This window comes from Microlunatus spumicola (genome assembly GCF_039536445.1).
GTDB classification, from domain to species: domain Bacteria; phylum Actinomycetota; class Actinomycetes; order Propionibacteriales; family Propionibacteriaceae; genus Microlunatus; species Microlunatus spumicola.
This window is the reverse complement of the sequence record NZ_BAAAYR010000002.1, coordinates 638406-650096: the sequence shown is the minus strand read 5'-3', so window position 1 is coordinate 650096 and position 11691 is coordinate 638406. Positions and strand designations below refer to the sequence as shown.

At 75.0% G+C, this 11691-nt stretch carries 14 protein-coding genes; 5 read left to right on the top strand and 9 right to left on the bottom strand.

Annotation, left to right across the window (positions count from 1 at the left end):
* Nucleotides 1-4: 4 nt before the first annotated feature.
* Nucleotides 5-1666: a signal peptide peptidase SppA gene (gene sppA, locus ABD665_RS11990; protein WP_204910452.1), complete on the bottom strand. Its 1662-nt coding sequence runs from the start codon at nt 1664-1666 to the stop codon at nt 5-7.
* A gap of 86 nt (nt 1667-1752) precedes the next feature.
* Between sppA and ABD665_RS11985 the strand changes: the two genes are divergently transcribed.
* Nucleotides 1753-2379, top strand: a complete 627-nt coding sequence (locus tag ABD665_RS11985) for a DedA family protein (RefSeq protein ID WP_204910453.1) — start codon at nt 1753-1755, stop codon at nt 2377-2379.
* Nucleotides 2376-3176 (top strand): hypothetical protein, encoded by an 801-nt coding sequence (locus ABD665_RS11980; protein ID WP_204910454.1) that lies wholly within the window; start codon nt 2376-2378, stop codon nt 3174-3176. The genes ABD665_RS11985 and ABD665_RS11980 overlap by 4 nt, the downstream gene beginning before the upstream one ends.
* Nucleotides 3177-3195: 19 nt before the next feature.
* Here the strand turns inward: ABD665_RS11980 and ABD665_RS11975 are convergent, their stop codons facing one another.
* From ABD665_RS11975 to ABD665_RS11950, 6 genes are read right to left on the bottom strand one after another with little or no spacing between them, the layout of a single operon-like run.
* Nucleotides 3196-3759 (bottom strand): hypothetical protein, encoded by a 564-nt coding sequence (locus tag ABD665_RS11975; protein ID WP_204910455.1) that lies wholly within the window; start codon nt 3757-3759, stop codon nt 3196-3198.
* Nucleotides 3750-4775: a S24/S26 family peptidase gene (locus ABD665_RS11970; RefSeq protein ID WP_204910456.1), complete on the bottom strand. Its 1026-nt coding sequence runs from the start codon at nt 4773-4775 to the stop codon at nt 3750-3752. The genes ABD665_RS11975 and ABD665_RS11970 overlap by 10 nt, the downstream gene beginning before the upstream one ends.
* Nucleotides 4776-4781: 6 nt before the next feature.
* Nucleotides 4782-5348, bottom strand: coding sequence for a SipW-dependent-type signal peptide-containing protein (locus ABD665_RS11965; RefSeq protein WP_204910457.1), 567 nt, complete (start codon nt 5346-5348; stop codon nt 4782-4784).
* Nucleotides 5345-5971, bottom strand: a complete 627-nt coding sequence (locus ABD665_RS11960) for a signal peptidase I (RefSeq protein ID WP_204910458.1) — start codon at nt 5969-5971, stop codon at nt 5345-5347. The genes ABD665_RS11965 and ABD665_RS11960 overlap by 4 nt, the downstream gene beginning before the upstream one ends.
* The gene (locus ABD665_RS11955) at nt 5968-6609 is read right to left on the bottom strand and encodes a hypothetical protein (RefSeq protein WP_204910459.1); all 642 of its coding nucleotides are present in this window, start codon (nt 6607-6609) and stop codon (nt 5968-5970) included. The genes ABD665_RS11960 and ABD665_RS11955 overlap by 4 nt, the downstream gene beginning before the upstream one ends.
* Nucleotides 6610-6620: 11 nt before the next feature.
* Nucleotides 6621-7184 carry an alternate-type signal peptide domain-containing protein gene (locus ABD665_RS11950; RefSeq protein WP_204910460.1) on the bottom strand — a complete coding sequence of 188 codons (564 nt, stop codon included), beginning with the start codon at nt 7182-7184 and terminating at the stop codon, nt 6621-6623.
* A 205-nt stretch (nt 7185-7389) separates the two neighbouring features.
* Between ABD665_RS11950 and ABD665_RS11945 the strand changes: the two genes are divergently transcribed.
* The gene (locus tag ABD665_RS11945; protein ID WP_204910461.1) at nt 7390-7893 is read left to right on the top strand and encodes a MarR family transcriptional regulator; all 504 of its coding nucleotides are present in this window, start codon (nt 7390-7392) and stop codon (nt 7891-7893) included.
* A 393-nt stretch (nt 7894-8286) separates the two neighbouring features.
* On the opposite strand, the gene ABD665_RS11940 is transcribed toward ABD665_RS11945, so the two are convergent.
* A complete protein-coding gene (locus ABD665_RS11940) occupies nt 8287-8424 on the bottom strand; it encodes a hypothetical protein (protein WP_204910462.1) in 138 nt (45 codons plus the stop codon).
* A 115-nt stretch (nt 8425-8539) separates the two neighbouring features.
* Here ABD665_RS11940 and ABD665_RS11935 point away from each other — a divergent pair, with 115 nt between their 5' ends.
* The gene (locus tag ABD665_RS11935; RefSeq protein ID WP_204910463.1) at nt 8540-9754 is read left to right on the top strand and encodes a histidine kinase; all 1215 of its coding nucleotides are present in this window, start codon (nt 8540-8542) and stop codon (nt 9752-9754) included.
* A complete protein-coding gene (locus ABD665_RS11930; RefSeq protein WP_204913694.1) occupies nt 9751-10410 on the top strand; it encodes a response regulator in 660 nt (219 codons plus the stop codon). Before ABD665_RS11935 ends, ABD665_RS11930 begins: the two co-directional genes overlap by 4 nt.
* A gap of 107 nt (nt 10411-10517) precedes the next feature.
* Here ABD665_RS11930 and ABD665_RS11925 read toward each other — a convergent pair whose 3' ends face one another.
* Nucleotides 10518-11513, bottom strand: a complete 996-nt coding sequence (locus ABD665_RS11925; protein ID WP_204910464.1) for a TIGR03557 family F420-dependent LLM class oxidoreductase — start codon at nt 11511-11513, stop codon at nt 10518-10520.
* Nucleotides 11514-11691 lie beyond the last annotated feature (178 nt).

The following is an 11691-nucleotide window of genomic DNA, read 5'->3' as shown; positions in this document are numbered from 1 at the left end:
CCGGTCAGCGCAGCGTGAGCGCCGGCATCCGCAGCTCGGAGCCCGGCGGAAGGCCGAGGACGGCGGCCAGGTCGTCGAGCCGCGGGAGCGCCGTCGCGAGGGCCCGGGGGTCCTCGCTGTTGCGGGGGCGGCCCAGCCGGGCGAGCGGCGGGACGTGCCGGGCGGGCCGGACCGGGGCACGTTCGGGCAGCTCCGCCCGCTCCCGCGCGACCCGGACGGCGTCCCGCAGGCCGCCGAGCTCGTCGACCAGCCCCACCTCGAGCGCGTCCGCGCCGGTCCAGACGCGGCCGCGCGCGACCTGCTCGACCGCCTCGCGGGACAGGTGCCGTCCCTCGGCGACCCGGCGAGTGAAGTCCTCGTAGACCGCGTCCAGCGCGGCGTCGACGCGTTCGCGCTCGTCGGGCGTGAAGGGGCGGCGGCTCGAGTACATCCGTGAGCGGGCGCCCTGCTCGACGGCGCCCGTGGTCAGGCCGAGCTTGTCGAGCAGCTCGGTGACGACGAGCTTGCCGCCGAAGACGCCGATCGAGCCGGTGAGGGTGGAGGGCAGCGCGACGATCACGTCGGCGGGGCAGGCGACGTAGTAGCCGCCGGACGCGGCGAGCGCGCCCATCGACACGATCACCGGCTTGCCGGCGTCGCGGACGCGGCACACCTCGCGCCAGATGGTGTCGGAGGCGACCGACGAACCGCCGGGCGAGTCGACGTGCAGGACGAGGGCCTTCGCCGCGTCGTCCTCGAGGACGGCGCGCAGGTCCGCCGTCACCGTGTCGCTGCCGACCGACCGGCCCATCGGCCCCCGGCGGCTGGGACCCGCCACGATGCCGCCGCGCACCTCGACGAGCGCGACGTGCCCGCGCGGGCGTCCTGGCAGGGAGGGCAGGGACGGCAGCCGCCGCGGGCGCCACCGGTCCGCGAACAGCAGCTCCGCGTGCCCGACGCGGTCGCGCACGGAGGCGTACACCTCGTCGCGGTAGCCGAGCCGGTCGACCAGACCCGCCTGCCGGGCGGCGTCGGCGGTCCGGGGGCCGGTGTCCACCAGCCGCCGGACCTCCTCGGTCGTCAGCCCGCGACCCTCGGCGACGTCGCGCACCGCCCGGTCGAGCAGCGAACCGCTCAGCCGCTCCAGGGACTCGCGGTGGGCCGGGGTCAGCCCCGTACGGGTGATGCGGTCGACCGCGTTCTTGTACTCGTAGCGACCCTCGAGCTCCGGCTCGACGCCGAGCTTGTCGAGCGCGCCGCGCAGGAACGTCGTCTCCACCGCCACGCCGAGCAGGTCGAGGTCGCCGCTCGGCTGCAGCCAGACCTCGTCGAAGGCGCTGGCCAGGACGTACGCCGGGAGGTCGCCGCCGCCCTGGCCGAAGCTCTCCGCCCACGCCACCGTGGGCTTCCCCTCCGCCGCGAACGCGGCCACCCCGAGCCGCAGCTCCTGCGCGACCGCCCACGGCAGCGTGCCCCCGACCTTGGCGACGAGGCCCACGACCCGGTGGTCCGCGCCCGCCTCGTGCAGGGCTCGCAGCAGAGGTCCGCGGGTCGCACGCCCCCGGGCGGCGAGCCGGGCGAGCGGGTCGCCCGGGGCCGGGTCGGCGGGAGGCGCGGTCAGGTCGATCTCGAGCAGCAGCGGGCCGGTGCCGGGCAGAGCCCGTCGCGAACCTGTCGGAGACGGCATCCGTCCACGGTAGGTCGGCGTCGGGACGGCCGCTCCGGAAGGCGAGGTTCGCCGACGACCCGGCAGCGTGCGGCCGAACCCGGACAATGGGGACGGTGACCGACTGGATCGTGTCCCTGATGGGGCGGCTGGGCAGCCCCGGAGCGGGCCTGCTCGTCGCGCTCGAGAGCATCTTCCCGCCGATCCCGAGCGAGCTGATCCTCCCGCTGGCCGGCTTCGCCGCCAGCCGGGGGGACCTCGACCTCGTCGCCGCCGTGGCGTGGACCACCCTCGGCTCGCTCGTCGGCGCGCTCGTCCTCTACCTGCTCGGCGCCAAGGTCGGCGAGGACCGGCTGCGGGCGGCCGCCCGGCGGATCCCGCTCGTCCGCGAGGCCGACATCGACAAGGTGGACGACTGGTTCACCCGGCACGGCGGCAAGGCCGTGTTCTTCGGCCGGATGGTCCCGGGCGTCCGGAGCCTGATCTCGATCCCGGCGGGCGTCGCCCGGATGCCCGTGGGCCGCTTCGTGCTGCTCACCGCGGCCGGCAGCCTGGTCTGGAACACCCTGCTGATCCTCGCCGGCTACGGCCTCGGGTCCCGCTGGGAGGTCGTGCAGACCTGGGTGGGCCGGTTCCAGGAGGTGGTGATCGTCCTGGCCGTGCTGGCCGTGGTGGTGGTCGTCGTCCGGCGCGTGCGCGAGAACCGCTCCGCCGCTGGCAGGCTGGGGTCGTGACGACCTTCGGCGCCCCCCTCGCGGGTGCCACCGCCGCCACCGCCACGTCGACGCCGTACGCCCACCCCGGGCTCGCGCGGCTGGTCGCCCAGGACCTGCGCTGGGCCTTCCGCCGCCCGTACGGCTGGCTGCTCGGCATCGGGATCAACCTGCTGCTGTCCCTCGCCTACCTCGTGGTCGTCCCGCTGCGGGACGGCACCCACCGGGACTGGGCGATCCTCGTCGGGACCTACTTCGCCGTGTTCGTGCTCGCCGACGTGACGACCACCAACGTGCTCGGCGTCGACACCGAACGCACCCGTCTCCGGCTGATGCGCGGCCTGTCGCTGGCCCGGATCCTGCTGGTCAAGAACCTCGTGCTGCTCGTCATCGTCGGCCTGCCGACCCTGGTCGCGACCGCCGCCATCACCATCCACGACGAGGCGAACTACCGCCTGGAGCTCACGCTGCCGGGCGTGCTCTACCCCGTGCTGACCTGGCTGGGCGTGGGCAACCTCGTCTCGGTGCTGCTGCCCTACTGGCCGGTGCCGCTCGTGACGCGGTGGCGGGAGCGCCGGGTCTGGCCCCGGACCGTGCGGTGGCTCGTCTGCCTCGGGACGCCGTACGCGCTCTGCGTCGCGGTCGACCCGATGTCGGCGCTCCCCCGCTACCTGACGCGCGCCCTCCGGCTCCCGCCCGGGCCCGGGCTGCACGGGGCCGAGCTGCTGGTCCTCGGGCTGCTGGCCTGGGGCCTGCTCACGGGCGCGGCGCTCGTCGCCGCCCACCGGCGCGGCGTCCCGTTCGACGACCTGCGCTGAGCGGCCGGGCGGCGAACGGCTAGACGACCTTCGTCCACGGCCCGCCCGCGGCTCCGGACGGGCGCGGGGACACCCCGCGTCCGCGGACCACCGAACCGGTCTTGGTGCCGCACGCCTGGGCCACCGTGAGCGAGAACGAACGGCCGAGCGCGGTGGGCCAGGCCCCGCCGAGCAGGGTGGGCACGGCGACGACCGCGGCCCAGGCGTCGTAGCCGTGGGCGACCACGGTCAGCCGGAGGTCGGCGGCCTCCGCCGGCAGCCGTGGCCGGTGCCGCTCCTGCTGCTCGGCGCGTCCGCGGTCGTCGTGATCCTCTGCTCCGGCCCGGCCGGGACCCGGCCGCAGCAGCTCCCAGGCCGTGGCGGCGGAGCGCTCGTGCGGGTCGCTGGTCAGGGCGTCCTCCACCTGGCGCAGGTGCTCGCAGAACGCCTGGCGCTCCTCCCAGCCCAGGGCGCTGAGCGTCATGAACATCCGGGCCGGGATCAGCTCGGGCCCCATCGCGGCCACGACGGCCCAGAAGTGGGCGTGGTCGAGCGTCCGGATCGTCCGTCCGCGGCCCGGTCGGCCGCCGCCGTTCAGCTGCATGACGTCAGCAGCCCCAGCACCATCGTGATGTTCCGGGTGTTGCCGAGCGCGGTCCACGTCGTCGAGGTGAACGCCTCGCTGCGCTGCAGGGTGGCCGTCCCGCCGCCGGTGCCGAGCAGGCTCGAGGTGAGGGTGTAGCTCGTCTGCCCCGCGGCGAGGGCCACGTTGCTCGTGCGTCCGCTGACCGCCAGGTTCAGGGTCAGCGGCCCGGTCTGCGCGGCCCAGCTGAAGGTGATCGTGCCGAGCCCCGTGCTGCAGCCCAGGGTCGGCGGGGTCGGCACCTGGTAGGCGGTGAAGGTCCCCGACGTCGCCGGAGCGGTGTCGGTGAAGGCGGCCGACGCGCTGTCGACCCCGACGGACGTGCTCAGCACCACGGCGCCGGCGACCGCGGCCGTCGAGCGGCGGACGAGCAGCGCGCGACGCGGTGCGCCGCCGGTCGTCCCCGCGCCCGGCCCGTCCCGACGGGCCCGCCGGGCACCGGTCGGCGGACGCAGGCCGAAGGCCCAGGCGACGGCGACGCCGACCAGGAGGCCGCCGAGGAACGTGGCCGGGCGGCTGCTCAGCCACGCCACGGCGTAGCCGAGGCGCGGGGCCGACCACAGCAGGCGGTCGACCTCGCGCACCGGGTAGGGCTGCGCGTCCTCGACGGGGTTGGCGTCGCCGCGCAGCCGCAGCAGGGTCGGCCCGTCGCCCCCGGCCGGGGTCACCTGCACCACGCGGTGCGTGACCCGGGCGCCGGCGGCGTCGTCGACGCTCACCACGTCCCCGGGGACCACCGCGCCGGCCGGCACCCGGCGGGCGACGCCGAGCGACCCGACGGGGATGTCCGGACCCATCGACCCGGAGCGGAACACGAGCGGCGTCAGCTGCCACGCCGACGCCGCGATCGTCACCAGGAGGCAGAGCACGCCGGCGAGGGCACCGAGCGTCAGCGCCAGCTCCCGGACGGGCTGGCGGGGGTGCTCCCCGCCGGGCAGGGCGGGGGCGTCGACGGGGGTCTCGACCGTGGCGGGCATCGCGGCTCAGGTGTTGGTGGCCGTGAAGACGTAGGTGTAGCTGCCCGTCTGGCCCTGCAGGCCCGTCCCGGCGGTGGCGGCCAGCGTGGCGCGGAAGCAGAGCGTCTCCGTCGCGCCGGAGGCCAGGGTGCGGGGGCTGGTCAGCGAGACGCTGTCGAGGGTCGACCCGGCGGCCGACACCGCAGTGGCGGTGCACGTGCCCGGCGCGACCTTGAGGTCGACGGCGGGCCCGAGGGTGGCGGAGCTGCCGGTCACGGTGGTGCTGCCCAGGGCGTAGGTGAAGGGCAGCGTGCCCGCGTTGCGGACCTCGATCGAGGCCTCCGTCGACGAGCCCGGCTTGAGGTTCGCGGCGGTGAAGGTGGTGAAGGCGTACGCGTCGCTGCCGGTCGTGCCGCCCGCCGCACCCAGCTTGATGTCGACCGTGCCGGTCGTGAAGGTCCCGGTCGTCGCCTTCACGTCGTCGGTCCAGGCGGCCCGGGTGCCGACCGCGCCGAGCCCGAGCACGGTGCCGAGCGCGAGCAGGGCCCGCACCCTGTCCCAGGTGCGGGGTGGACGTCGGGTGCGGGTGCTCATGGCGTCACCTCTTCGAGGGCGGGGACGGGGGCGAGGACGGGACCGGGGGCGGACGGGGTCGGAGGGCCGGCGGCGGTGGCGTCGGTGGCGGCGGCCCGGCGCCGGCGGGCGAGGCGGCGGTCCTGGGCGACGCCGACGAACATCCGCAGGGCGTAGCCGACGAGGCTGACCGCGCCGGCGGCGACGACCCAGACGCGGTGGTCCGGGGTGAGCAGCGCGTTCACGCGGCCGAGCACGGGGACGGCGTACGCGAGCTCCCCCCGGACCTGGCCGACCTGGACGGGCCTGGGGTCCGCCGCCTCGTTCGCGTCGCCGCGGGTGGTGAAGACGGTCTCCCCGCGCGCGTTCGTGCCGACCGCCACGATGCGGTGGGTCACCACGGCGGGGCGCCCGGACTCCAGCTGGTAGGTGATGACGTCGCCGACGCCCAGCTCGGCGGGCGCCACCGGACGGGTGACGACGAGGGTGCCGGGCGGGTAGCGGGGGTTCATCGAGCCGGTCAGCACCGTCCAGGCCTGGCCGCCGAGCAGCCGCGGGCCGATGACGCCGAGCGCGAGCACGGCGACGAGCAGGAGCAGCACGACCCAGCTCAGGACGGACCAGCCGAACCTCGCCGCCCTCATGCCTGCTCCGCCGAGAAGGTCAGGACGGCCGAGGTGCTGGTGCCCTCCGTACGGCGGTCGGTGGTGGCGGTGGGCAGCCCCACCCGCAGGCACAGGTCGGTGGCCGCCCCGGGGGCGAGGGCCTGGTCGACGGGCGTGGCCGCGCCGTCGAGGGTGCCGGCGAAGAGCGGGGCGGGGACGGGCGTGGGGGTGGCGACGTCCGCCCCCGACGGGCACGAGCCCGCCGGGCCGACCGGCCACACGGTCAGCCGGAGGGCGGCGCCGAGGGTGGGGTTCGACGCGGCGACCCGGCTGATCCCGTAGCGCAGCCCCACGGAACCGGCGTTGCCGACCGTGACGCGGGCCTGCACGTGGTGCCCGGGACGCAGGGCCGAGGCCTGCAGCCGGGTCAGCTCGTACGACGTGGTCTGAGCGGGAACGGCATCGTCCAGGCCCACGGGACTCACCGAGGTGAGCCCGCCGGAGGGTGGGACCTGGACGACGCCGTCCCCGCTCAGACGCAGCGCGAGGTGACCGCTCCGGACCTGGCCGAGGTCCAGCGGCTGGACCCCCTCCCACGAGGCCCAGGTGCCGGTCGCCGACCAGCCGACGACGGTGAGCACGGCGGCAGCGCCCGCCAGGTTCCGCACCGTGCCCACCCCCGCCCCGCTCAGCGCGCGTTCTGGTTCAGGACGAGGCTGAGCTCCGACAGGTCGAGGTTCTGGAGCTGGGACGGGTTCAGGGAGGCCTCGTCGAAGTCGAGCGTGACCACGGCCTGCAGGGTCTGCCCGTCGTTGGCCTCGGTGATGGCCGTGCTCGGCGCCCCGTTCACGTTGATCGCGGTGCTCACGGTGATGTCGTCCCGCAGCGGTGCGTCACCGGTCACGGAGGCCGGGTCGGCGGTCAGGGTCGCCTGGAGGTTGTCGCCCTTGGCCAGCACCTTGGCGTCCAGGGTGTAGGTGAGGACGTCGCCCGGCACCACGAGGAACGTGGTGATGTCGGGGATGACCGTGCCCGCGCCGCCGCCGGACACGTCGCGCCACACCCCGGGGGTCACGTCCGTGATCTTGAGCTCGCCCGCGTTGATGTCACCACCGTTCAGCGACTCGGTGTCGGTCCACAGCGCGTAGCTGCCGTAGCCGCTCAGCAGCAGCGCGGCGGCCGCGGCCAGCGCAGCGATCCCCTTCGTGGCTCTGTGTCGTCCGGAGAAGGCTTCGTGGGCCAGTGTCGTCATCGTGCTTCCCTTCGGGTGGGGTCGTGCAGGGTGGTCCCCCGAGGCACCGTGGGCGTCTGCCGGGTGCCGGAACCGCCGCAGGGGCGGGCGTGTCGGTGCGCCCCGCTCGCCCTCGGGCGAAGCGCGGTGCGCGGTGGTTGATCTGCGTACGATGTGGACGTCGCACCGGCTGGTCAGCCCGGAGCACGACCCGAGGCAGGCCGGCGTGGACGATCTCCGAGCAGTCGAGCCCTCCGGCGACCTCCCGTACCAGCAGATCCTGGTGGCGTCGCGCCTGATCGGCGTGCTCACGGGGCGTCGGCTGGAGCACCTGGGGGTCTCGCCCGGGCAGCTCGCCGTGCTCCTCGAGCTCTACCGCCGCGACGGCCTGCAGCCGTCGGAGCTCGCCCAGCGGACGGGCGTCGAGGCGTCGACCATGACCCTGAACCTCGCGCGCATGGAGCGCGACGACCTGGTCCGGCGCCGGCCCCACGCCAGCGACCGCCGCAGCACGACGGTCTGGCTGACCGAACGGGCGAAGGGGATCCGGGGCGAGGTGACGACGCTGCGGGCGGAGATCGAGGCCGCGGTCGTCGAGCCGTTCGACGAGGCCACCAGAAGGCTGCTCAGCACCCACCTGAACGACGTCGTCGCACGCCTCCAGGCGCTGACCGCCGTCGCGCAGGACGCGGACCGGACCGGTTCCGCGAGCGGCACCGTCGCCTGCTGAGGCGAGCCCGACCGCCGCACGCGTACGCCGGGCCCGCGGCTGCGCGCGGTCGACGTGCCCGGGGCGGTCCATCGCTGTCCCTCGTTCGGTGGCGTCCTCCGACGTCCACGACTGCTCCCCCGAGCGAGAGGACCATAACAAGAACTTAGGTGCCTAAGTACCGCTTCGTCCTAATTTTTCTGCTCTTCGTCATATTGGGGTGGCAGCACCCCGGGGACGGGCAGGTCCGGTCGACGCTCCGCCGAGGAGCGGCCGGGAACGTCCCCATGGTCAGGACCGGGGAGCGCGTGCGCAAGCGTTCCGTGCGCCGGGTCACCCGTGCGGGGGACAGGCGAGGACGCTCCCGGCGGGGAGCGCGAGGCGTCGGGACGGAGCCGACGGGGCCGGGTCGGGTCAGACGGCGGCCGGGGCGACCGGGTCGGTCGCCGCCGCCCACTCCCCCGCCTCGGAGGTCTGCCGGGCGCGACGACGCACCACCCAGACGACCCCACCCGCGCACGCGCCGACGACCGCGGCCACCTTCCAGCTCATCGCTGCAGCGTAGCGGCGAGGTGGCGCCGCGGCCGTCCGCGGGACCTGCGGCCGACCCGACGCGGCACCGTGGTCGGATGCGCGGCGGCGACGGTCCTCGTAGGGTCGGAGCGCCATGCCTCCCGCTGAACGCCTCGTGCGCGACCGCCACTTCGCGTACGACCTGACGCTGTGCGCCCTCGTCACCCTGGTGGCCCTGGGCTACACGCTCGCGGTCGGCGAGCGCGCGCTCGGCATGGCGTCGCTGGTGATCACGCTGCCGCTGCTCGTGCGGCGGACGTTCCCGGCCGCGGCGCTCGCGGTGATGACGGGCGGCTGCCTGCTCGCGCTGGCCGTCAGCTCCGTCCCCTCCGCCGCCGGCATCATCTCCGTGCCGGTGCTCGTCTACACGCTCGCCCGCTGGAGCGGCCGCACCCTCGCCCGGCTCGCCTGGGCGGTCGCGGTCGTGGGCTCGTTCCTCGGGCCGGCGCGCTGGGCCCTCCGCGGTCCGGCCATCAGCGACATCACCGTCTTCCTCGTCAGCGTCGTCGCCTGCTTCGCCGTCGTGTCCGCCGCGCACGTCGTGGGGCGCAAGCTGCGCGAGTCGGAGGACAGCGCGAGCAGGCAGGAGCGTTCCGAGGCCGAGCGCGTCCGGCTGCTCGAGTCGGAGCAGGAGCAGCGTGCCCGCGCCGCGACCGTGGACGAGCGGAACCGCATCGCCCGGGAGCTGCACGACATCGTGGCCCACTCGCTGTCGGTCATCGTCGTGCAGGCCGAGGGCGGGCGCGCGCTCGCCGCGCGGCACCCGGAGCGGGCCGGCGAGGTGCTCGGCACCATCGCCGAGACCGGGCGCGAGGCGCTCACCGAGACGCGCCGGATCCTCGGGGTCCTGCGCGAGGGGCGCGAGGGTTCGGCGGAGTACGGGCCGCAGCCGGGCCTGGCCGACATCGCCGACCTGGTGCAGCGGACCAGCGACCGCTTCGAGCTGACGACCTTCGGTACGGCACCGCCGCTGGCGCCGGCGGTCGGGCTCACCGCGTACCGGGTGGTCCAGGAGTCGCTCACGAACGTGCTCAAGCACGCCGGGCCCGGGGCACGGGCCCGGGTCGTGCTGGCGTGCACCGCGGACGCGGTGGAGATCGAGGTCACCGACGACGGAGGGACGGCCAGCGTGCCGGACGGTCAGGGTCACGGGCTGCGCGGCATGGCGGAGCGGGTGAGCCTGCACGAGGGCGAGCTCACCGCCGGCCCCGGGCCGGTCGGAGGGTTCGTCGTCCGGGCGCGGATCCCGTACGAGCGCCAGGCCGACCGGTCCGACACGCTCCCACTGCCGCAGGCGGTGTCGTGGTGACCCGGGTGTTCCTGGTCGACGACCAGGCGCTCGTGCGCAGCGGGTTCCGGATGCTCATCGAGGCCGAGGACGACCTCGAGGTCGTCGGGGAGGCCTCGGACGGGCGGGAGGCGCTCGCCCGGCTGCGGACCACGCCGGCCGACGTGGTGCTGATGGACGTGCGGATGCCGGTGCTCGACGGGGTGGAGGCGACCCGCCGGCTGCTCGCCGAGGGCAACCCGGCCCGCGTCGTCGTGCTGACGACCTTCGACCTCGACGAGTACGTCTTCGCCGCGCTCAAGGCCGGGGCGAGCGGGTTCCTGCTCAAGGACGCCCGGCCCGACGAGCTGCTCTCGGCCATCCGCGACGTGGCCGCCGGCGACGCCGTGATGGCGCCCAGCGCGACCCGCCGGCTCCTCGACCACGTGGTCCCGACGCTGCCGGGCGAGCCGCCGGGCCGCGACGACGACCGCCTCGGCGAGCTGACCGCCCGCGAGGTCGAGGTGCTCCGCGAGATCGCCGCCGGCGCGACCAACACCGAGATCGGCGCCCGGCTCTACATGGCCGAGGGCACGGTCAAGACCCACGTCGGCCGGCTGCTGTCCAAGCTCGGTGCCCGCGACCGCGTGGGCCTCGTGCTCTTCGCCTTCGAGGTGGGCCTCCGCCCCGATCGCTAGACCCTCCCCCACGTCTCCTGAGAGCGCGCGAGCGGTACGCCTTCCCGGTCGAGGAGGCCTGGGGACCGGGAACACGTACCGCTCGGTGGGCGGGGGTACCGCTCGGGCTAGCTCTTGGGGGCGGCCTCGCGCAGCGCCGCGAGGATCGGCTCGGCCGCGGTGTCGAGGAACTCGCGCTGGCCCTCGTCGCCGACCTGGACCAGGGCGATGTCGGTGAAGCCGGCCTCCCAGTACGCGCTCACGGCCTCGACGATCTTGTCGACGTCGGGGCCGCAGGGGATGGACTCCGCGACGTCCTCCGGACGGACGAACTGCGTCGCGCCGGCGAAGCCGTGCGGGGTCGGCAGGTCCGCGTTCACGGCCCAGCCCCCGCCGAACCAGCGGAACTGGTCGTGCGCCTTGGCGATCGCCGCGTCCTTGTCGAGCCCCCAGCAGATCGGGATCTGGCCGATCTTGCGGGAGCCCTTGCCGCTGGAGAGGAGGCCGCCCTTCTCCTTGTCCCAGGCCTTGACCGCGTCGGCGTCCGGCTCGACGGCGATCAGGTGGTCGCCGAGCGGCGCGAAGCGCTCGATCGACTTGGGCCCCGAGACCGCCATGCCGATCGGCACGCCGCCGTCGGGGACGTCCCAGACGCGCGCGGAGTCGACCCGGAAGTACTCGCCGCCCCACGTCACCAACTCACCGGTCAGCAGCTCGCGGATGATCGTCGTCGCCTCCTCGAGCATGTCCTGGCGCTGCGCGACCGGCGCCCAGCCCTCCCCGGTGATGTGCTCGTTGAGGTTCTCCCCCGAGCCGAGGCCCAGGGTGAAGCGGCCGTCGCTGATGATCTGCAGCGTCGCCGCCTTCTGCGCCACCACGGCCGGGTGGTAGCGCTGGATCGGCGACGTCACGTACGTCATCAGCTCCACCGTCGACGTCAGGGCCGCCACGGCCCCGAGCATCGTCCACGCGTAGCCGGCGTGGCCCTGCGACGCCAGCCACGGGGAGTAGTGGTCGCTGGAGACCTCGAAGTCGAAGCCGACCTGCTCGGCCCGCGCCCCGTACTCGACGATCTGCTTGGGGCCGCTCTGCTCGGTCATGAGGGTGTAGCCGAATCGCACCATGAGACCTTCTTACCCCGTCGCACTCTGTCTATGTGGGGGGACGACCCCCCACACCCCCCGCGTGGGTTCCCGTCGCTAGCGCTCCGGAAACCCGAGGTGCAGGTCGAGACGCAGACCCGCGCGTGGATGCCCGTCGCTACCGCTCCGGGAACCCAGCAGGCGTCTCCGTGAGGACGAC

Excerpts from the sequence above, each read along its gene's own strand:
- sppA (WP_204910452.1), bottom strand. The coding sequence starts at position 1,666 with ATGCCGTCTCCGACAGGTTCGCGACGGGCTCTGCCCGGCACCGGCCCG.
- ABD665_RS11985 (WP_204910453.1), top strand. The coding sequence starts at position 1,753 with ATGGGGACGGTGACCGACTGGATCGTGTCCCTGATGGGGCGGCTGGGC.
- ABD665_RS11975 (WP_204910455.1), bottom strand. The coding sequence starts at position 3,759 with ATGCAGCTGAACGGCGGCGGCCGACCGGGCCGCGGACGGACGATCCGG.
- ABD665_RS11970 (WP_204910456.1), bottom strand. The coding sequence starts at position 4,775 with ATGCCCGCCACGGTCGAGACCCCCGTCGACGCCCCCGCCCTGCCCGGC.
- ABD665_RS11965 (WP_204910457.1), bottom strand. The coding sequence starts at position 5,348 with ATGAGCACCCGCACCCGACGTCCACCCCGCACCTGGGACAGGGTGCGG.
- ABD665_RS11960 (WP_204910458.1), bottom strand. The coding sequence starts at position 5,971 with ATGAGGGCGGCGAGGTTCGGCTGGTCCGTCCTGAGCTGGGTCGTGCTG.
- ABD665_RS11950 (WP_204910460.1), bottom strand. The coding sequence starts at position 7,184 with ATGACGACACTGGCCCACGAAGCCTTCTCCGGACGACACAGAGCCACG.
- ABD665_RS11940 (WP_204910462.1), bottom strand. The coding sequence starts at position 8,424 with ATGAGCTGGAAGGTGGCCGCGGTCGTCGGCGCGTGCGCGGGTGGGGTC.
- ABD665_RS11935 (WP_204910463.1), top strand. The coding sequence starts at position 8,540 with ATGCCTCCCGCTGAACGCCTCGTGCGCGACCGCCACTTCGCGTACGAC.
- ABD665_RS11925 (WP_204910464.1), bottom strand. The coding sequence starts at position 11,513 with ATGGTGCGATTCGGCTACACCCTCATGACCGAGCAGAGCGGCCCCAAG.